We start from the raw sequence: 19,266 nt of genomic DNA on the forward strand, positions 1-19,266 counted from the left end.
ACGACTACACCGGTGTATATGATTCTTGGGCAGACCGTTTTTAGGTCTGGCAGAATTGCGCAAAACCACTACCCATGACGATCACCTTGTTGGCCGCTGCAAGCGCCATCTTCGACGGCCTGCTCGCCGAGTTTGTAAAAGAGGAACAACCCAATGAGTAAGGTTTGCGAATCAGCGGTTGAAGTGGATCTGTCGAGGCCCGAAGCGATCAGTTTGCGTGAGGCGTTCTGGTTCTGGCTGAAGCTCGGCTTCATCAGCTTCGGCGGGCCAGCGGGGCAGATTTCGATCATGCATCAAGAGCTGGTGGAACGCCGGCGCTGGATTTCCGAGCGGCGCTTTCTACACGCCCTCAATTACTGCATGTTGCTGCCTGGGCCCGAGGCCCAGCAGTTGGCGACCTACATTGGCTGGCTGATGCATCGAACCCGGGGTGGCCTGATCGCCGGAGCGCTGTTCGTGTTGCCCTCGCTGTTCATCCTGATCGCTTTATCCTGGATGTACATTGCCTTCGGCGAAGTGCCTGTTGTGGCCGGACTCTTCTATGGCATCAAGCCTGCGGTGACGGCCATCGTCGTGCAGGCGGCTCATCGAATTGGCTCACGGGCGCTGAAGAACAACTGGCTGTGGGCCATGCCGGCGGCGTCGTTTACCGCCATCTTCGCCTTCAATGTCCCGTTCCCGCTGATCGTGCTGGGAGCAGCTTTGATCGGTTATGTCGGCGGACGCCTGGCGCCGGAGAAGTTCACAGTCGGGGGGCATAATGCCGCCAAAAAATCCTTCGGCCCGGCCTTGATCGATGACGCCCCCCCTCTCCCGAACATGCCCGCTTCAGCTGGCTGAAACTGGTGCTGTTGGCACTCATCGGCGCAGTGCTGTGGGCCTTGCCGATGGGGCCCTGACCGCGCTCTTTGGTTGGGAAGGTACCTTGACCCAGATGGGCTGGTTCTTTACCAAGGCCGCGTTGCTGACGTTCGGCGGCGCATATGCCGTGCTGCCTTACGTTTATCAGGGCGCCGTCGGCCACTATGGCTGGTTGACCCCGACCCAGATGATCGACGGCCTGGCACTGGGGGAAACCACTCCAGGGCCGCTGATCATGGTGGTGGCTTTCGTCGGTTTTGTCGGGGCCTATGTCTCGCAAGTGTTCGGCGCCGATCAAGTGTTCCTGGCCGGTGCCATTGCGGCCAGCCTGGTGACCTGGTTCACCTTCCTGCCTTCATTCCTGTTCATTCTCGCCGGCGGCCCGCTGGTGGAGTCGACCCACAATGAACTCAAGTTCACCGCGCCGCTGACCGGGATTACGGCTGCGGTGGTCGGGGTAATCCTCAATTTGGCGTGTTTCTTCGGCTACCATGTGCTGTGGCCAACAGGTTTCAGCGGCGGTCTGGACTGGCCTTCCGCCCTGATAGCGATTGCGGCGGCGATTGCCTTGTTCCGCTTCAAGCGCGGCGTGATTCAGGTACTGATGGCCTGCGCGCTCGTCGGTTTGGCGGTGCATCTGCTGCGTTAGGGCGCTGCCTTTATCCAGCAAGCAGTCAGTGATCTCCCCACCATTCGATGAAAGCCTGCGCGCCTATTTCTTGAGCTGCCACTGCCCTGGTTTAGGCTGATCCAACACCCCCCTGGGGGGATATCAGATCACCTGCAAACGAGTCACTCTCTTTCTTCAAGAAACATTCGACAACCAAGTGATCAAACGCCTTGCCATATGAGATGCCATGCTGAAAATCCTCACCAACCAAACCTACCGTCATCTTTTCCTCGCCCAAGTGATTGCGTTGGTAGGTACAGGCCTTGCGACCGTCGCATTGGGGCTGCTGGCCTTCGACCTTGCAGGCGCCCAAGCGGGTGCAGTCCTCGGCACAGCGCTAGCGATCAAAATGACGGCCTATATCGGCGTTGCGCCGATCGCCGCGGCTTTTGCAGAGCGCTTGCCACGCAAGGCGATGTTGGTCTCACTGGACTTGGTACGGGCCCTGGTCGCGCTTGCTCTGCCGTTCGTGACAGAGATCTGGCAGGTCTACGTGCTGATTTTCGTCCTGCAATCGGCCTCGGCCTCGTTCACCCCGACATTTCAAGCGACCATTCCGGACATACTGCCGGATGAGGACGACTACACCCGAGCACTGTCACTGTCGCGCCTGGCCTACGATCTCGAGAGCGTCGCCAGTCCAATGCTTGCCGCTGCGTTGCTGACCGTGGTCAGCTTCCATAGCCTGTTCGTCGGCACGGTCATCGGTTTTCTTGCCTCGGCAGCGCTGGTCTCGACAGTGCTGCTGCCGAAGGCGAAGCAGACGCCACGGCGCAGTATTTACGAGCGAACGACCCGCGGCATGCGCATCTTCCTGGCGACGCCTCGTTTGCGTGGATTGTTGGCGCTGAACCTGACGGTAGCGGCCGCCAGTGCCATGGTCATCGTCAATACGGTGGTGCTGGTCCAATCGCGCTTCGCTTTGCCTCAGAGCTTCACAGCACTGGCGCTGGCCGCGTTCGGCGGTGGCTCCATGATCGCTGCCCTGGTGTTGCCTCGTTTGTTGAAAGGCATCAAGGACCGAACGGCAATGCTGTTTGGCGCAGGGATACTGGTTGTCGGCCTGGCCATTGGCATCAACCTGACCACCTACAACTTTCTGCTGCCGTTGTGGGTGCTGCTGGGCATAGGCTATTCGCTGGCCCAGACCCCGAGCGGTCGCCTGTTGCGTCGCTCGGCGCATGCCGAGGACCGCCCTGCACTGTTTGCCGCCCAATTTTCCTTGTCCCACGCTTGTTGGTTGATTACCTACCCATTGGCGGGATGGCTGGGCGCCGATATCAGCCTGACTGCATCGTTTATCGGGCTCGCCCTGTTAGCAGGTAGCGCATTGTTGGTCAGCATGGTGATCTGGCGTCCAGCGCATGATCTGGAATCAATCAAACATACCCATGAGGACCTCCCGGACAATCACATACACCTGAGGGAGTACGGTGGCACCGATCATCGACATCCCTATGTCATCGATGACCAGCATCCTCGTTGGCCGAACAAGCAACGCACCCGCATCGATTCTCAGTGATGCCGCATGCTGTTTAGTCGAGCGTTTTAATGATTACCTGTTTAGAGTCCTTTTATGACAGCCCATATTTATCCACAACCCGGTCGCTTTTCCCGGGCTGATTACAAGACCCAGGGACTGGCGGCATTGGGTGGTGCGCTGGAAATCTATGATTTCATCATCTTTGTGTTCTTTGCCCTGACCCTCAGCCAGTTGTTCTTTCCGCCAGAGATGCCTGAGTGGCTGCGCTTGCTGCAAAGCTTCGGGATTTTCGTTACCGGCTATCTGGCACGCCCGCTGGGCGGCATTCTGATGGCCCATTTCGCTGATCGGGTGGGTCGCAAGCGGGTGTTCAGCCTGAGCATTCTGATGATGGCTTTGCCCTGCCTGTTGATCGGAATCATGCCGACCTATGATCAGATCGGTTACTGGGCGCCCTTGATCCTGCTGCTATTGCGGGTGCTGCAAGGTGCCGCGGTGGGGGGTGAAGTGCCGAGCGCCTGGGTGTTCGTGGCCGAGCATGCCCCGGACGGCCATCGTGGCTATGCACTGGGTGTATTGCAGGCCGGTTTGACGTTCGGCTATTTACTGGGAGCACTGACCGCGACCCTCCTCGCGCGGATCTACAGCCCCGCCGAAATCCTCGACTTTGCCTGGCGTTTCCCCTTCTTGCTCGGCGGAGTATTCGGGGTGATCGGGGTCTGGTTACGGCGCTGGTTGAGCGAAACTCCGGTGTTCATAGCCTTGCAGGCGCGACGCGAGATGGATGCGGAGTTGCCATTGCTGACGGTGTTGCGCGATCACCGCAAGTCCATCCTGCCGGCGATGCTTTTGACCTGTGTGCTGACCTCGGCGGTGGTGGTGCTGGTGGTGATTACCCCGACCGTCATGCAGAAAAGCTTCGGCATGAGTGCCAGCCATACATTCGCGCTGAGCAGCCTGGGCATTGTGTTCCTGAATATCGGCTGTGTGCTGGCGGGATTACTGGTTGATCGAATCGGCGCCTGGCGCGCGGTGCTGGTTTATAGCCTGCTGCTGCCGGTAGGGACGGCGGTGCTCTACGCCAGCCTGATCAATGGCGGCTACTGGATCGGCGGGGCCTATGCCTTGGCTGGCCTGACCTGCGGCGTGGTGGGCGCCGTACCCTCGGTAATGGTGGGGTTGTTTGCGACTCGGATCCGGGTGTCCGGCATCTCGTTTACTTACAATATTGCCTATGCACTCTGGGCCAGTACCACGCCGCTGCTGCTGATCGGGCTGATGCCATGGAGCCCTTGGGTTTGCGTAGGCTATTGCGTCATCATGGGCACCGTCGGGGCCCTGATGGCATTGTTCTACGGTTTTCACTCATCGTCCTCGGCTGATGTTTCGGTGGTTACGGGCGCCTGAACCTATGGGTAAAACCAGCACAACAAATGCTATGGCGGCTCCTTTATCAGGAACCGCCACCGCTATGTTCACACTCGGGACTTACTCCGATTGAAGAACATCGAAGATCCCGCCCCCACTCCAGCGATTGCAAAGATCCCGACATCGATGCCGCCAATGTAGGGCGGCAGCACAAACATCACGCCAAAGCCCAAACCGACCAGAGCAATACCCAGCCATTTCCTGAGTACGTAGCTTCTTACGCAAATGTACAGCAGCATCATTCCCACGCAGGCCAACGCATACTGACTGTAGAGGCTCATGGGCCTATATTCCTTGGGACTTGATGATTCATGGATGACACCGAGCGTTGCGGTCCGATGCCGCCGTGCGTGGCAGAAAGATCGCCAACACCCCAAGCAGCGGCAAGAACGAACACAGGAAGTACACGTACTCAATGCCGTGAATATCCGCCAGATGCCCGAGCAACGCCGCGCCAATCCCGCCGAAGCCGAACATCAGGCCGAAGAACACCCCGGCAATCATCCCGACATTCCCCGGCACCAGTTCTTGCGCATACACCACAATGGCCGAGAACGCCGAAGCCAGGATGAAACCAATCACCACGCTCAACACACTGGTCCAGAACAGGTCCACATGGGGCAGCAGCAGCGTGAACGGCGCCACACCGAGGATCGAGACCCAAATCACTGCCTTGCGCCCGATCTTGTCGCCGATCGGCCCACCGAAGAAAGTCCCCGCCGTTACCGCACCGAGAAACAGGAACAGGTGCAGCTGCGAGCTGGCCACCGACAGGTCGAATTTTTCAATCAGGTAGAACGTGAAGTAACTGGTGAGGCTGGCCATGTAGAAATACTTGGAGAACACCAGTAACCCTAGTACCACCAGTGCGCTGATCACCCGGCCTTTCGACAAGCCATGAGTCGCTGCCTGACCTTGTTTGAGCTTGAACAGGTTCAGGTGGTTGGCGTACCAACGACTGATCCGATATAGCACGAACAGCGCAAACAGCGCGAACAATCCGAACCAGGCCACATGCCTCTGACCGTAGGGAATGATGATCGCCGCCGCCAGCAACGGCCCAAAAGCCGAGCCCGCATTGCCGCCGATCTGAAAGGTCGACTGTGCCAAGCCGAAGCGCCCACCCGAGGCCAGTCGCGCCACACGAGAAGCTTCCGGGTGAAAGGTCGATGAGCCGACACCGATCAACCCCGCCGCCAGCAGAATCATCGAGAAGCTACCGACCACGGACATCATCAGAATGCCGATCAATGTGCAGACAGTACCGGCTGGCAACAGCCAGGGTTTTGGATGACGATCAGTGTGGTAACCGACCCATGGCTGCAACAGCGAGGCCGTCAGTTGAAAGGTCAGTGTGATCAGACCGATCTGGGTGAAGGTCAGGCCATAACTGGCCTTGAGCATCGGATAGATCGAGGGCAATACCGCCTGAATCAAGTCGTTGATCAAATGCGCCAGCGCCACCGCGCCGATGATGCGCATGACCAGCGGGCTGCTTTGTGAAGTGGCGGGCGCCTTTGTTGCGGCGGACTGAACGTTGCTGATGGCCATGAGAGTTTCCGTACTGCGGATGGGGGCGCACTGGCGGGTCGGTCAATGTGCCATTTTTCGGTGCAGTTGCGCCATCCCCTTAGCCTGCTAACGACTTCAAGAAAAGAAGGGTGGTAGCGCAACGCCATGGTCTGAATCTTGCCTTGCTTATCCACTTCAACGCGGCCCCTTACAAAGGGAACCGAGAATGGGAAGTTTCGCTACAGAGTCAGCCTACAGAGCGGACCAAGGTGAACTTTCGAGGCCTTTTAGAAGGGCACGAGTCGCGGTCGCAATGATCTCGACGCACGCCAATGGTGCGTGGTGTCCAGAGGAGTCATGGGGCATGCTGGCTTTTTTATCACCAGGGATCGGGCTGCTGGGGCGTTTCGGCTTCGCGCGCAAATTTCAGCTGCTGTTTCTGCTGTTTATCCTGCCACTCGCGGGCAGTCTGTGGATGATCGGTCAAGATTATCGTGACAAGTTGAATCTGATCTCGGGCGAACGCGCCGGGGTTCGTCAATTGCTCGCCCTCGACGCGCTCGACAACCTGCTCGCCGCCCAGCGTGACCGCGCCGCTCGTTGGCGCGCCACCGAAACCAATCGCCAGCCGACACCCGCAACCATCGCGGCGATGGCAGCATTCGATGCGGTTCAACCGGCCGTCGTCCAAGCCATCACGGAGTTGGGTAATGCCCTGAAAACCGAAGGCGCCGAGGATCAAGTCCTCAGCCGCTATCAAGCCCTGCAAACCGCCCTCACCGGCCTGGACTCGAAGAGCCTGAGCAGCGTTGGTTGGTGGCCGGACGGTTACGATCGCTTCACCCATGCCTTGAGTACCCTGCAAGCCTTGCGCGAACAGATCGCGATGGACAATCGCCTGACCCTCGCCCCATGGCTGGAAACCTGGCTGCTGACGCAGATTTCCACCCAGCATGCACCGGACCTGATCGAACGGGTCGGTCGCCTCGCCGCGGTCGGTCAGGCCTCAGTAGTGTCCGGGCAGTTCACCCTGCAAAGCCGTCTGCAGCTGCGGGACTTGCGCAGCCGCATCGGCGATGCCCGGGAACAGCTTGTTAAAACGGCTGGCCTGCTGGAAGCGCGTCTGCCCAGCGCGTTACTGACCTGGGCCGGGCAATACCACGACAGCCTCAAGCACCTGGACACCAGTTTGAAAGTGCTGGACGACGGCGTCTTCGGCGGCAGCATCAACCTCAAGCCGGAAGACTTTGAACGCAGTCTCGACGCCCTCCTCGGCGACCTCGCCTCGTTGCGTCAGCAATCGTTGGTTTCTCTGGATCAACGGCTGGATTACTACCACGGCTCGGCCATCCGCCAATTCATCCTGGTGGCGACAGTTTTTGGCTGCCTGCTACTGGCCGCGTTGTATCTGTTCATCTGTTTGCAGGCCTCGATCCGTCGCAGCGCCAGCGGCATCACGCTGTTGGCCGAAGCACTGCGTGACGGCAACCTGAGCCTGCAAGTACCAGTGCAGGGCCGCGATGAACTGGCGGCGATCAGCACCGCCCTGAATGTCGCCGTGGTGCAATTGCGCAATAGCCTGCAGGGGGTCGATCACGAAACCCTGCAACTGAGCAATGCGGTGCGCACCCTCAACGATCACTCCAGCGGCGCGCTTGGCGAAGTCGAGGCTCAGCAGTTGCAGATCAGCCAGATTGCCGCTGCGGCCACGCAATTGGCCGCGACCTCTCAAGGGGTCGCCCAAAGTTGCGAACAGGCCTCAGGCAGCGCTCAGCACACCCAGCGCATCGCCGCCGACAGCAGCCGCGACAGTCAACGCACGACAGCGAGCATTCAGCAGCTCAATCAGCGCTTGAACGACACAGCAGCGGCATTGGGTCGGGTCAGCGAACAAGGGCAGCAGATTCAATTGGTGGTCGATACCATTCGCGGCGTCGCCGAGCAGACCAACCTGCTGGCCCTCAACGCCGCCATCGAGGCCGCACGGGCCGGCGAACAGGGTCGTGGCTTTGCCGTGGTGGCCGATGAAGTGCGCAGCCTGTCGCAACGTACCCAGTCCTCCACCGCGCAAATCGCCGGCACCGTCGACAGCCTGCGCAGCACCGTCAACGAAGCCGTAAGCCTGATGGAAGCCGCCTGCGACCAGGCACAATCGGACGCGCAAGCCGTCACCGGTCTCGGCGAGCGACTGGGGGAAATCGCCAGCGCGGTGCAGAGCGTCACCGACACCCTGGCGCAGATCGCCACCGCTGTCGAAGAGCAAGCGAGCACCGCCGATGAAGTCAGCGGCAACATCCAGCAAGTCGATCAGGCGGCGGTACGCTTGCTTGAAGGCGCACGGGCGGTGAACCTGGCGGCGGACACCTTGAGCCAGGGCAGCAAGGCCTTGAGTGCGAATACCGGAAGATTTCAGCTCAGTTGACGCCATCCGCTGGCCCGATTTTTCGGGCCAGCGGGATAAGCGGTTGAAAGTGTGGAGAAATATTTTTAATTTACGCTTGACGCATCTTCGTTCCAGGTGAATAATGCGCGCCACTTGGCTACATAGCTCAGTTGGTTAGAGCATAGCATTCATAATGCTGGGGTCCGGGGTTCAAGTCCCTGTGTAGCCACCAAGTACCGATTTATAGAGATCTACGGATGTCTATAAATCACCTCAAGAAGCCCGCCTAGTGCGGGCTTTCTTGTATCTGGAAATCCATCAACACTTGCCAATCAGTACGCAGACCGCTGACGCACCTGCTCGACCTCTTGCAGATACAGTTCCACCTCCTCGCCCAGCCATTCGGCAAACTGCTGCCTCTTGGCCTCGACGCGTTCGCGGTCTGGCAGCAGTAGCCAGTACGGATAAGCATACGGCACCGCGTACTCGCTCAACTGCACCAGCTCACCGCGCCCGATAGCGTCATGCACCAGACTGCGGCGCACCAATGCAATACCCTGCTTGAGTCGCACGGCCTCCAGCACCAGGTTCGAATCGTTGCTGCACAACCCTTTACGCGTGACCTCGATGTCCAGCCCCGCTGCCTCACACCAGGGCTGCCACGAGTCCATGGTGAAAATGATCGGGCTCGCGACGATCTGTGCTGGCGTTTCAGGCAACTGCCCACCGTTGAAACCTGGGGCTGCAACAACAATCATCTCGTCGTGGAACATCATGAACTGTTGCACGTTATCCCAATCGCCACGCCCCATGCGTACGCCGATGTCAATTGCCTCCTGAGCCAGGTTGGTCACGGCGAGACTGGCCTGCAAACGCACCGTGATATGCGGGTAACGCGCCTGAAATCGACCAATGCGCGGCAGCATCCAGGAGAAGCCGAAGGAAGGCATGACCGCAACCACCAACTCCGAGGCCTTGGGCTGCGCTTTAACCTGACGTGTCGCATCAGCGATGTTCTTCAACGACTCACGCACTTGCAGTGAGTACAACCGACCGTCTTCAGAGACACGCAAGGTGCGTCCCTCACGCACGAATAGCGTCACCCCCAACAGCTCTTCCAGCACCTTGAGCTGCTGGCTGACAGCCGAATGAGTGACGTGCAGTTCCGTCGCCGCCAGGGTGACACTGGACAAGCGACTGACGGCTTCAAAGCTGCGCAGACAGCTAAGGGGGGGAATGACCGACATGTAAGCCCTTCTAACAAATACTAAAAAAAATGACCGATATATTAAAATCGTATGCCAATTTAATGTAAGCGCAGGTGCATTCACCACAGTTTTCAGGTATCGAACGCATCCCATCGACTTTTCCAGAAGGAAATCAGGATGCGTACGTTATCGGTATCCTTCAGCACCAATCCTCCAGACTGCGAGCCGGATTGGGTTTACATCCATCTGAGCCCGGCAGAGCTGATGTCGTTGCGCTTCAGTCAGGACATCATTGCTCGCTCGCTAAGCGGCAGTCATTGGGTGAGCTGGGAAGGTTGCGACCTGTTTCTGGAGCAGAACCAGACCCTCAGGTTGACCGCTGGCACAGCACTGATCGATGGCGCCGGTGTCTTGGAGATCGCCCTGGCTTCAGCGCCTGAGGAGTCAGTCAGACGCTTGGGAAAATGGATCGCGCCGTTCCTGCCAAGTTACGCCCAACCATTGCGGATTGAAATCCGCTGATGGCCTTGTCAATGACTGCCGGCGCGACCGGCGCCCGCAACCACTTGGGCTTTGCCGTCACGATCCTGGCATCCACGTTTCTGATGGGTTCAAGCTTCGTGTCAGGCAAGGTGCTGCTCAATCAGGGTTTCGAACCCTTGATGCTGGTGGGCGCGCGGTTCCTCTTGGCTGCGCTGGCGACCTTGCCATTGGTGATGCTGGAAGGTCGTTCCTGGGCCGCTCTGCTTCCCCGCCATCTGAATGCCCGACAAATGCTGGTGATCGCCGTCATTGGCCTCACCCAGACCGCCGCCGTGATGAGCCTGCTGTTCCTGGCGATGCGCCACGTTTCAGCCTCCACTGCCGCGATCCTGCTTTTTACTAACCCCGTGTGGGTTGCCGTGGGCAATCGGCTGCTCTACGCGCAGCCGCTCAAGGTCATTCGCCTGTTCGGCCTGGTCATGGGCGTGATCGGAGTATCGCTGGCCGTTGGCGCCGACCTTGCGCAGGGCTCGCAGCCTGGTGCGTGGATCGGTGTGATCCTGGCGCTGGGTGCGGCCCTGAGCTGGGCCGCCGCGACCCTGATCAACAAGCGTAACCCTCTGCCGGTCGGCACGTGGGCCTTAAGTTTCTGGCAAATGCTCATCGGCGCCCTGGGAGCGCTCGCCTGCGCCGCCCTGACCGGCGAACAGTGGCCAGCCCACATCACGGCGCAACAGGGGGGCTGGTTTGTTTGGCTTGCCATACCGGCTTCAACCGGCTCGTTCGGGCTGTGGTTCGTTGCATTGAAACGAGCAGATGCAGCCAGCGCTAGTGGCTTTCTGTTCCTGACGCCATTGTTCGCGGTGCTGTTGTCCTGGGTCGTACTGAACACCCAACTCTCCATTTGGCAATGTTTTGGGGGGGGGCTGGTCGCGGCTTCGATATGGCTGATGAATCGTTGATCAGCACCTTCCGGGCTGAGCTGGCAATCACTGATAAGGAATGAAAGATGATTTCGCAAGCGCTTGAGCCCTTCCTGGACCTGCTTTGCATTACTACCAGCAATGATCTGATGGATTGTTTGAAAGAACGCGTGCTGCAGCTAGGCTTCAGCCGCTTTCAGTTGTGCCTGAGCCCAAGCAAAAACGCACACGTGCGCAACGAGCTGGTCATTGGCGATTACCCACAAGCCTGGCGCGACGCTTATGAACACGCCGACTACGCCAAGATCGACCCCGTGCTGCTGCACTGTATGCAGAATGTCACGCCGATTGTCTGGACCGAGCAGCTGTACAGTTCACCGCAGCACCACAGCTTGCGTGTGCTGGCCCTGACGCACGGCCTCGAATATGGCGTGACCTTCGCACTGCACGGCCCACAGGGCGAGTTCGGCACACTGAACCTCAATCTCCAGGCGAGTGACATTGACCAAGCCCAATCGCTGATCAGGCGTCAGATGGGAACACTGTTGATGCTCAGGGACGCTGCCCTGCAAGCAGCCTTGACCTTGGTGATGCCGGTGGTGCCGGTGGTGCCGGTGGTGCCCCCTACCCTGATCAAGCTGACACAACGTGAAAAGGAGGTACTGCGCTGGAGTGCATTTGGCAAAACCAGCTGGGAGATCTCGAATATCTGCTGCTGCTCGGAAGCCAATGTGGACTTTCACTTCAAGAATATTCGACGCAAGTTCAGTGTGACGACGCGTAGCGCGGCCGTTGTGCAGGCTCTGTCTATGCAGCTCATTCAGATCTGACGCAGCAAACCATCCCGCCAGGCGCTTTGCGCCAACTGAAATCAGGGTCAAACGACCACTCACCACACAATGCCAACAATGAGGGCGACAGATCGACTGTCATCGCCTCACCTGTGAGTGTGCCCACCCCGCCTGCCAGATTGAAGCTGTGCTGGTAAGGCGGGGCGGCACCGTCAAGGCGGCATAAGCACCGCGTATCCCCGCGAATCCCGGAACCGCGGTACTTGAGATGGCTCTCGCGCCGTGTCCACAGCCAGACAAAGTCGGCTTCTTGCGAGCGGTTGTCGCGGCCTTGGAGCCAGTGGCGTTCGCTGTCGCAGAAGTATCGGCGCACAACACTGCGCCAGAATACCGGGGCGACGCCGTCCTCATAATCAAGGCCCAAACGGGACGACCCCACAACCAACAGGCCGAGATGTTGCGCGTAAGTTACGCTGGCGAACAGCGGCGGCTCGGTACAAACGCGCAACTGCCCCGTTGCCTCCTGCTCGATAACCACCTGCTGCAGGTCACAGTGCAGAAGCTCGGCTATCGTCAGGCGCAAGGCAACGCGAGCATTGATATAGCGGGCACGTCGACGCTCGCACAATGTCGCGGCATGCTGAAGCTGCCCCGCTTCCAACAGTGAATGCCAAACGGCATCAGCCTGTGCATGCACAGGGAAGATAACCAGCCGCGATGCGCTCACGCAGATTGTTCACGCAGGTTATGACGCACTTGCAGTCGTGCGAACAACAACGCGTAAGCCCCCGCCAGGCTCAACACAGGGAGCAGGGTCAGCACCGGGGCTGGCGTGCCAATCATGATGTGTACGCTCAGCAGTACGACCGCATAGATCAGAATCGCTCCCCCTGCTACGCGCACTGCAACCGCCTGGCGGAGGCTGCTGCCGATCCGGCGACTGATGAATGCCGAGAACGCGAAGGTCGCCGCGAAGCTGAGCAGCCACTGCGCAAGGGCTGATTGCGCCATGGCCGTCCAGGGCAGGTGACGTGCACAGAAGGCCACCCAACCGGCGTACAGGGTGGCGGACGCGATGGAGCTGACAAGCCTCACAACCGAAGGGCTAACCCATGAATTTCTTGAGCGCACGCGCAATCCCCCATTTGACCCGCATACGCATGGACGACACGCGAAATTGAGCTGCGAGGCCGGTTATCTGGTGACGATGAACACTGTGCTCGATGGCGGGCCCAAAAACATACAGCCACTGGGGCAAGTGCCAGTTCAGGCTGCTGAGCAGATGGCCCACATCGAAATACATCACGCGCACGGTTTCACCGCTGTACGGATGTTTTTTGGTTATTGGCAGGCATTGCGCACCTAGCCGTGTATAAACCGGCACCAGGATCTCGATGGCATCCAGCACGATGTACCGGCTTTGCAGGTGCAGGGTGATCCTGCCCAGCTCGCGTAGCAATGCCAACATCACGCGGTGCCCGGCGTACTCGGGCAAAACGGCAACCCGGGACATCTCGACGAACCCCGCCGCCCACAACCAGTCTGGCAACGGCGTCGACATTTCGATTTCGCACCGCTCCCGGTGGCTGCTGTTGACAACCACACGCCCGGCCCCCACACACTTGTTGCCCAGACGCGCGCAGACCTGAATGGCATAGGGGTCCCACTCGTCCCACAAGGCTTGCGGATCCTGCACGTCCTCCAGACGTCCATAGTGTCGGTTGGCGGCCAAGCGACAGGCCAGCACCTCGTCCAGTGCATTGGCCCCTTCGACAATAGCGACATTGATCAAGCGATCGACCGCCGAACACTTGCGCAGCGAGGCCGGCAGGCGGTCAAACGTGAAGTGCCGATGCTGACACAACAGCATCAAGGCAATGGAGTTGCTCGATGGTTTGTCCAGCACACGGAAATTACACAGGAAGTGACCCTGCTCCTCGAAACGCCCTAGCACCTGTACCCGCACGATGGCCAGGCCACTCCACGAGCAGTTGAATTGCAGCTCAAGGTCCATGCCGGGCACGATTACAACATCCCGATCCAGTACCTCGAACACGCCCTTGAGCGGGCTGAGGTAATGCAGTTGTACGGTCAGGCGACGATTGAACAGCACGGGGCTTCGCGCCGAGGCCATGAGTGACCCTGCGGCGCGCTCCCGCTCGTCCAGATGGCTGGGCCTGGCACCGCTGCTCACCAGTTCCAGGCAAGGACGGCCAGTGCTCGTCCACCGCCCCTGCATTTTCACCGGCACGACCGGGCGATGCAGGCACTGCTGGAAATACAGCGCCACGGTGACCGGCTCGGGGCTGAAACCGTACGCCCCCGCCGGCAACTCAAGCACGCAATGTGTCTCACCCTGAACCGCCAACATGGCCGGCACACTGCGCCCCTCAAATCGGGCATGCACTGGTATGCGGTGACACTGCCCCTGCGCTACCCCTTGAATCAACGGCGATAATGTGGCGCCAAGCTCATCGCCCGGCAGCATAGACGCAGTATTCGCTGACATAGCATCGTCCTAATGGATAAACGAAACACAGGCCGCCATGGGCGACCCGTGTGCAATCGTCACTCAATGGCTCAGTGACCGCGCGAAGGATTGCAGGAGGTTGTAGCCCTGGTCCCAATAGCCCAACTGTGACTTACCATTGATGTGACCCAAGTCGCCGAGGTTCGCGCATGCGCACCCCAACTTGCGCGCACTGCGTTGTGCGTAGGAAAGGTCACCGTAGGGGTCGTTCTCGCTGGTGATTATCGTGATCGGAAAATCAATCGCCAGTTGGTCCGCCGGTCGAAAGCCCCGAGCCTCTGCCGGGAACTGGGCACTCTCGGGGTCCGGCACGGCTACCAGAAACGCCCCCCAAACAAGGTCCGAGCGATAGCGCGCCGCCCACTCCAGCAGCAGCAGACAACCCAGGCTGTGGGCGACGACTATTACCGGCCGCTGCTGGCGGGACAGCAGCGACTGCAAGTCGACTACCCACTCCTCGCAGTCGGGGTGATCCCAGTCGCGGTGCTCCAGCCACAATGATTCAGGATGCTCGGCCCTCCAGTGTCGCTGCCAATGGGTGTCGCCGGAGTTGCCGACACCCGCCAGGAACAACCAATCGAATGCCTCGTCACACTTCATATTCGACACCTACCCCATCGAAACGCAGACGATCCTGCACCAACACTTTCTGCCCTTGCTTGTCAAAGCCATCGAGCAACCCGGCCTCCATCAGGCGGATAACGAACTGCGACGAGTTCACTTCACCCACTTCATTGAGGCGCACCATCAACTCCTTGTAGCCGAAGCGTTGTTCGTTAAGGTCCTTGAACAACTGCACCAGGGCGCCGCTCACGGTGTACTTGGTCATGTCCTTGCCAGCACCGTTGGAGAGGATCTGCTTGAGGCTCAGCTTGAAGCTCAGTGGCTCGATCTTGAAATAGTCGGCGGTCTCGACCTGATCGCCTAACCAGCTGAAACTGACAATGCGGTTCAATTGCTTGGTCAAGTCGGAGATCCAGCGAACGCGGGCCGGGTTCAGCTCGGCGTCCATGAACTCGTCGGTCAACCCATCGCGCTGGTGCCGGCCGATGGCGATCATGGTCGAGGCGCGGTCCTTGAAATCACCAATCTGAGGGCGATTCTGTTTTTCGCCATTGACCAGTTGCTCAAACCATTCTTTGCGCTTCAAGCGCTCGTCAGCCGACTCGCTGATGCGGCGCTTGGTCCAGAACTCGGACGCTGGTTCAGTGAACGAGGCAAAGGTGTAGAAGGACGCCAGAAACTCGTGGTACTGGTTGTAGGTCTCGCTGTAGCTGCGGTTGTACCAGGCATGCACCTTTTCGCTCTGCTCGGGGTGCTGCATCAGGTAGTCGATGCTGCTGGCGGCGCTGACTGCCGACTGCGAGGCCAGGTGCACGCCCTGTGAGAACAGTGGGTCGGTGAAGCAGGCCGAATCGCCGCAGAGGAAAAAGCGGTTGCGGGAGAAGCATTTGGTCTCGTAGGACCAGTCACGCACCAGCTTCACGTCCTCCGAACGCTCTACACCGTTGAGGATCGACAGGGCGCGTTCACTTTTGGCCAGGGTCTTGTCATAGAACGCGTTCAGCCCCATGGTCTTGATGTCGGCCAGCTTGCTCTGATCGACAATGGTACCCACGCTGTAAATACCGTCCTTGAGCGGGATCATCCAGATCCAGCCATCTTCGAAAGTAATCGAGAAAGTGGTGCCATTGAGGTCGTTCTTGAACGGGTCAGGCGTCTTGAAGTACGACCACAAAGCCACACTTTTGTAGAACTCGTCGTACTCGCGCAACTCCAGCTTGCGCACCAGCGGGCTGTTGCTGCCCGAGGCGTCGATCACATAATCGCCGGTGAACTCGCTGATCTCGTCCTTGTGCCGTACCGTCACACTGACCTTGTCGGCATGCTCGGTGTCTACGTCGATGACAGCGGCCTCCTCGAACACGCGCACGCCGCGCTCGCGACAGGTGTCGAGCAGCATCTGGTCAAAGTCCGAGCGCAGCACCTGGATGGCGTGGTCAAACACCCAATCTTCGGTCTTGGGCGTATTGAAGGAGAAGGTCCACGGCGCTTCGGTCTTGCCCCACAGGAAGGTGGCCGAAGGCTTGAGGACATAGCCCGCTTGCTCGATCTTGTCGCTCAACCCCAGGCGATGCAGGATCGACAATGTGCCAGGCAGGAAAGACTCGCCCACGCGATAGCGGGGGAACTTCTCTTTCTCGAACACCGTCACCTGGTGCCCAAGCTTTTGCAAGGTCAACGCGGCGATGCTGCCAGCTGGACCACCGCCCATGATAATGACGTGTGCAGACTTGTTCATGCGGGTACTACTCCTTTAGACCAGTTGAAGGATTTTCTGGCGGGCTGTAGATGTGCAATGCGAATGTGCCGGGATGCACTCGCTGAGGGTGCATCCGGCTTGAACCGTGACATCGTCTTCAATCACCGTTTCGGGCGTGACCACCGTACTGAGCCCGATGAAACAGCGACTGCCGAGCGTGATGCTGTTGCCGGCATTGAAATGTGGTGACAGGAAGTTGTTGTCGCCCAACTGCGAGTGGTGACCCACGCTGCAGTGGTAATTGATCATGTTCCAGGAGCCGATTCGGGTATTAATACCCACATGGCAATCGGCGGCGATGACATTGCCGCGACTGGCGCGCAGGTCCAGCCGATGGCGGACGGAGGGGTGAATGAAGTTGGGTGCCGACAAGCGACCATCGCTGAAATACGCGTCAATCAGTGTTTGGCGCAAGGCAATATCGGTAACACCCAGAACATAGCGGTATCGGCTTTCCAGGCCCTGCGCGGGCCACGACCGGGCGGGGGCGGCGCTGCCCTCGGCCTCCCCCTGCACCGCCAGATGGCGCACCACTGCCGACGGCTCGATGTCTTGCAGGTAGGTGGCGAGTTCCAGCGCAAAGCGCCCGGCACCGAGGATGACGATATCGCTCATGAAGCCACCGCACGGGTTTTCTTGAAGCGGTTGGAGAAGGCGATCTCATCGACCTTGTTAACTTTGACGGGTAATTTGTAGGCCTCCAAGCAACTGGCCAGATGCTCAAGGACATGCTGCTTGAGGGCCTTCTTGCACTCGAACCCTGTGGCCTTCACATCCATGTGCACAGCCTGGCCGGTGATGGCGTTGGGCATGCCGTACACGACGCAATCGTCAATCAGCGCACTGCGCAGCATCACGTCCTCGATCTCGGTGGGCAGAACCTTGAGCCCCCCCACGTTGATGAGCTCCTTTTGCCGCCCCTGGATGCGCAGGTAGCCTTCTTCGTTCTGCTCCACCAGGTCGCCGGTGCGAAACCAGCCGTCTTCGGTGACGTTATCGGTGTCCTGGTTCAGGTAGCCGACGAACTGGCTGCGGGTCTTGAGCTGCAACTCGCCGTCGACAATACGAAATTCGGTGTTCGCATCGGCCAGCTTGAAGAAGGTGCTGGCCGAGGACTGGCTGACCGTCGCACTGATACCGGTTTCGCTGGTGCCGAAAGTTTGCAGCATCTTGGCTTTGGGGAACGCCTGCTGGACCCTCTTGAGCAGGCTTTGCTGCATGCTTTCCGTGCCATAGGTAATCAGCCGCACCGACGACAGATCGTGCTGTTCGTGATGCCGCCCCATGAGGATCAGGTTGAGAAAAGTCGGGCTGACCGGCACCACCTTGACCCCATGCCGCGCGATCAGCGCGCAGATTGCCTCGGGGGCCCGATCAACCGGCATCACCGCGCACCCACCGACTGCCAGAGTGTTGAACAGCGAGTTCAACCCGCCAATGTGGTCGAACAGCAGGAACATCAAAATCGACATAGGCTTCTTGCGCTCCTTGCCCAGCTTGGTGTCGATCAGGTCATCCAGGTCGTGCAGGATCGCTTTGGGCGCGCCGGTGCTGCCGCTGCTCAGCAGCACCAGGCCTGCCCGGCCTTTCTCACGCAGGGCGTTGTAGTACGCGGGGCTATCATCGGCTGCCTGCGGTGCCCACGCGTGATGGACCCAGGCATCGTCGACAATCTCGACGCGGTGCTGACAGCGTGCGGCGCCTTGCAAGGTCAGCAGGGCACGCTCACTGAGATCCACCAGCGGCGCGACAATGTTGCGATTCAGGTACATGGCCAGCAACGCGGCGACAGCAGACACGCCGTAATCGCTGTTGAGAATCACGGCATCGCCCGGCTTAATACCTTGATCGACCAGCCAGGCAAGGCACTGTTGCACCTTGGCATGCAGTTCGCCGTAAGTGCACCGTTGTTCGCCGTACAGCAAGGCCGTGCGCTGTGCAGATTCAGCCAGCGTTGCCAGCAAGGCTTCGCGGCTCATTGCACACCGCCCAGGCAAAGGGTTTCGCCGGTCACAAATGCCGACTGGCTGGAGATGAGAAACTTCAATGGCCCGATCAGGTCGGCAAACACACACGGCCTGGCAATTGTCTGGCGCTCAATCATCTTCTGTTTGATCTCTTGAGGAAGTGTGCGAGTCAAGGAGCTCCGGTACAGCGGCAGCACCAAGTTATTGACGCGAATGCCAAAGCCGGAAAGTTCCTTGCTCAATGTCCGTGTCAGTTGTTCGACGGCGGCCTTGCTGGCGGCATATATCGACTGGCCAGGAATGGCCCAGTGCGTCGCCACAGTGGAGATGTTCACGATGACACCGGGGCACTCGTTCTTTTGCATCAACTTGACGGCTTCACGGGTAACATTCATCAGCCCGAAAACATTACTGGAAAATATTCCCTGAACCGTTTCGGCCGGGGTCAACTGGAACGGCGCCATATTCGCCTCACCCGCGTTATTGATCAGCACATCCAACTGTGCATGGTTTAAGCGGATATGTTTGATCATCTTCCTTACTGCACTGGCATCATTCAGATCAAGGCAGAAGTGCGTGTACCGTTCATGCTCTATTGAGCCTTCGCCACGACTACAGCCCACGACCACATGGCCCTGTTCGAGAAAGTACAGCGCCGCTTCTTTACCCACACCTTTGCGGGTGCCTGTCAGCAATATAATCAT

The 19,266-nt window shown here is 59.1% G+C and carries 17 protein-coding genes, 1 tRNA gene and 2 pseudogenes; 9 read left to right on the top strand and 11 right to left on the bottom strand.

Features of this window, described 5'->3' with window-relative positions:
• Positions 1–46 precede the first annotated feature (46 nt).
• From LOY56_RS22005 to LOY56_RS22020, 4 genes and pseudogenes are all read left to right on the top strand, one after another.
• A pseudogene (locus LOY56_RS22005) lies at positions 47–161 on the top strand (chromate resistance protein); the annotation flags it as partial.
• Positions 154–1,510 (top strand): annotated as a pseudogene (gene chrA, locus LOY56_RS22010) (chromate efflux transporter). The pseudogenes LOY56_RS22005 and chrA, both read left to right, overlap by 8 nt.
• A gap of 208 nt (positions 1,511–1,718) precedes the next feature.
• A complete protein-coding gene (locus LOY56_RS22015) occupies positions 1,719–3,053 on the top strand; it encodes an MFS transporter (RefSeq protein ID WP_258617096.1) in 1,335 nt (444 codons plus the stop codon).
• A gap of 54 nt (positions 3,054–3,107) precedes the next feature.
• Positions 3,108–4,421, top strand: coding sequence for an MFS transporter (locus tag LOY56_RS22020; RefSeq protein WP_258617097.1), 1,314 nt, complete (start codon positions 3,108–3,110; stop codon positions 4,419–4,421).
• A 68-nt stretch (positions 4,422–4,489) separates the two neighbouring features.
• Here LOY56_RS22020 and LOY56_RS22025 read toward each other — a convergent pair whose 3' ends face one another.
• The gene (locus LOY56_RS22025; protein ID WP_258617098.1) at positions 4,490–4,723 is read right to left on the bottom strand and encodes a hypothetical protein; all 234 of its coding nucleotides are present in this window, start codon (positions 4,721–4,723) and stop codon (positions 4,490–4,492) included.
• A 28-nt stretch (positions 4,724–4,751) separates the two neighbouring features.
• Positions 4,752–5,993, bottom strand: coding sequence for an MFS transporter (locus LOY56_RS22030; RefSeq protein ID WP_258617099.1), 1,242 nt, complete (start codon positions 5,991–5,993; stop codon positions 4,752–4,754).
• A gap of 325 nt (positions 5,994–6,318) precedes the next feature.
• Between LOY56_RS22030 and LOY56_RS22035 the strand changes: the two genes are divergently transcribed.
• Positions 6,319–8,376, top strand: a complete 2,058-nt coding sequence (locus tag LOY56_RS22035; protein WP_258617100.1) for a methyl-accepting chemotaxis protein — start codon at positions 6,319–6,321, stop codon at positions 8,374–8,376.
• A gap of 116 nt (positions 8,377–8,492) precedes the next feature.
• A tRNA-Met gene (locus tag LOY56_RS22040) sits at positions 8,493–8,569 on the top strand.
• Between the two features lie 100 nt (positions 8,570–8,669).
• Here LOY56_RS22040 and LOY56_RS22045 read toward each other — a convergent pair.
• Positions 8,670–9,584 carry a LysR substrate-binding domain-containing protein gene (locus LOY56_RS22045; protein WP_258617101.1) on the bottom strand — a complete coding sequence of 305 codons (915 nt, stop codon included), beginning with the start codon at positions 9,582–9,584 and terminating at the stop codon, positions 8,670–8,672.
• 138 nt (positions 9,585–9,722) lie between these two features.
• On the opposite strand from LOY56_RS22045, the gene LOY56_RS22050 reads away from it, so the two are divergent.
• From LOY56_RS22050 to LOY56_RS22060, 3 genes are read left to right on the top strand one after another with little or no spacing between them, the layout of a single operon-like run.
• Positions 9,723–10,067 (top strand): DUF2917 domain-containing protein, encoded by a 345-nt coding sequence (locus LOY56_RS22050; protein WP_258617102.1) that lies wholly within the window; start codon positions 9,723–9,725, stop codon positions 10,065–10,067.
• Between the two features lie 44 nt (positions 10,068–10,111).
• A complete protein-coding gene (locus LOY56_RS22055) occupies positions 10,112–10,990 on the top strand; it encodes a DMT family transporter (protein WP_258617103.1) in 879 nt (292 codons plus the stop codon).
• Positions 10,991–11,037: 47 nt separating this feature from the next.
• A complete protein-coding gene (locus tag LOY56_RS22060) occupies positions 11,038–11,781 on the top strand; it encodes a LuxR family transcriptional regulator (RefSeq protein ID WP_258617104.1) in 744 nt (247 codons plus the stop codon).
• Here the strand turns inward: LOY56_RS22060 and LOY56_RS22065 are convergent.
• From LOY56_RS22065 to LOY56_RS22100, 8 genes are all read right to left on the bottom strand, one after another.
• Positions 11,768–12,469: a 4'-phosphopantetheinyl transferase superfamily protein gene (locus LOY56_RS22065; RefSeq protein ID WP_258617105.1), complete on the bottom strand. Its 702-nt coding sequence runs from the start codon at positions 12,467–12,469 to the stop codon at positions 11,768–11,770. The genes LOY56_RS22060 and LOY56_RS22065 overlap by 14 nt on opposite strands.
• A complete protein-coding gene (locus LOY56_RS22070; RefSeq protein WP_258617106.1) occupies positions 12,466–12,753 on the bottom strand; it encodes a hypothetical protein in 288 nt (95 codons plus the stop codon). The genes LOY56_RS22065 and LOY56_RS22070 overlap by 4 nt, the downstream gene beginning before the upstream one ends.
• Before the next feature lie 94 nt (positions 12,754–12,847).
• A complete protein-coding gene (locus LOY56_RS22075) occupies positions 12,848–14,251 on the bottom strand; it encodes a hypothetical protein (protein ID WP_258617107.1) in 1,404 nt (467 codons plus the stop codon).
• Positions 14,252–14,314: 63 nt separating this feature from the next.
• Entirely contained in the window at positions 14,315–14,872 is a 558-nt protein-coding gene (locus LOY56_RS22080; RefSeq protein WP_258617108.1) for an alpha/beta hydrolase, read from the bottom strand.
• Complete coding sequence (gene cmlS, locus LOY56_RS22085; protein ID WP_258617109.1) at positions 14,862–16,574, bottom strand: chloramphenicol-biosynthetic FADH2-dependent halogenase CmlS; 1,713 nt, start codon at positions 16,572–16,574, stop codon at positions 14,862–14,864. The genes LOY56_RS22080 and cmlS overlap by 11 nt, the downstream gene beginning before the upstream one ends.
• A 15-nt stretch (positions 16,575–16,589) precedes the next feature.
• Positions 16,590–17,210, bottom strand: a complete 621-nt coding sequence (locus LOY56_RS22090; protein WP_258617110.1) for a hypothetical protein — start codon at positions 17,208–17,210, stop codon at positions 16,590–16,592.
• Positions 17,207–18,574, bottom strand: a complete 1,368-nt coding sequence (locus LOY56_RS22095; protein ID WP_258617111.1) for a class I adenylate-forming enzyme family protein — start codon at positions 18,572–18,574, stop codon at positions 17,207–17,209. The genes LOY56_RS22090 and LOY56_RS22095 overlap by 4 nt, the downstream gene beginning before the upstream one ends.
• Entirely contained in the window at positions 18,571–19,266 is a 696-nt protein-coding gene (locus LOY56_RS22100; RefSeq protein ID WP_258617112.1) for an SDR family NAD(P)-dependent oxidoreductase, read from the bottom strand. The genes LOY56_RS22095 and LOY56_RS22100 overlap by 4 nt, the downstream gene beginning before the upstream one ends.

It is taken from the genome of Pseudomonas sp. B21-048 (assembly GCF_024748615.1).
Lineage (GTDB): Bacteria > Pseudomonadota > Gammaproteobacteria > Pseudomonadales > Pseudomonadaceae > Aquipseudomonas.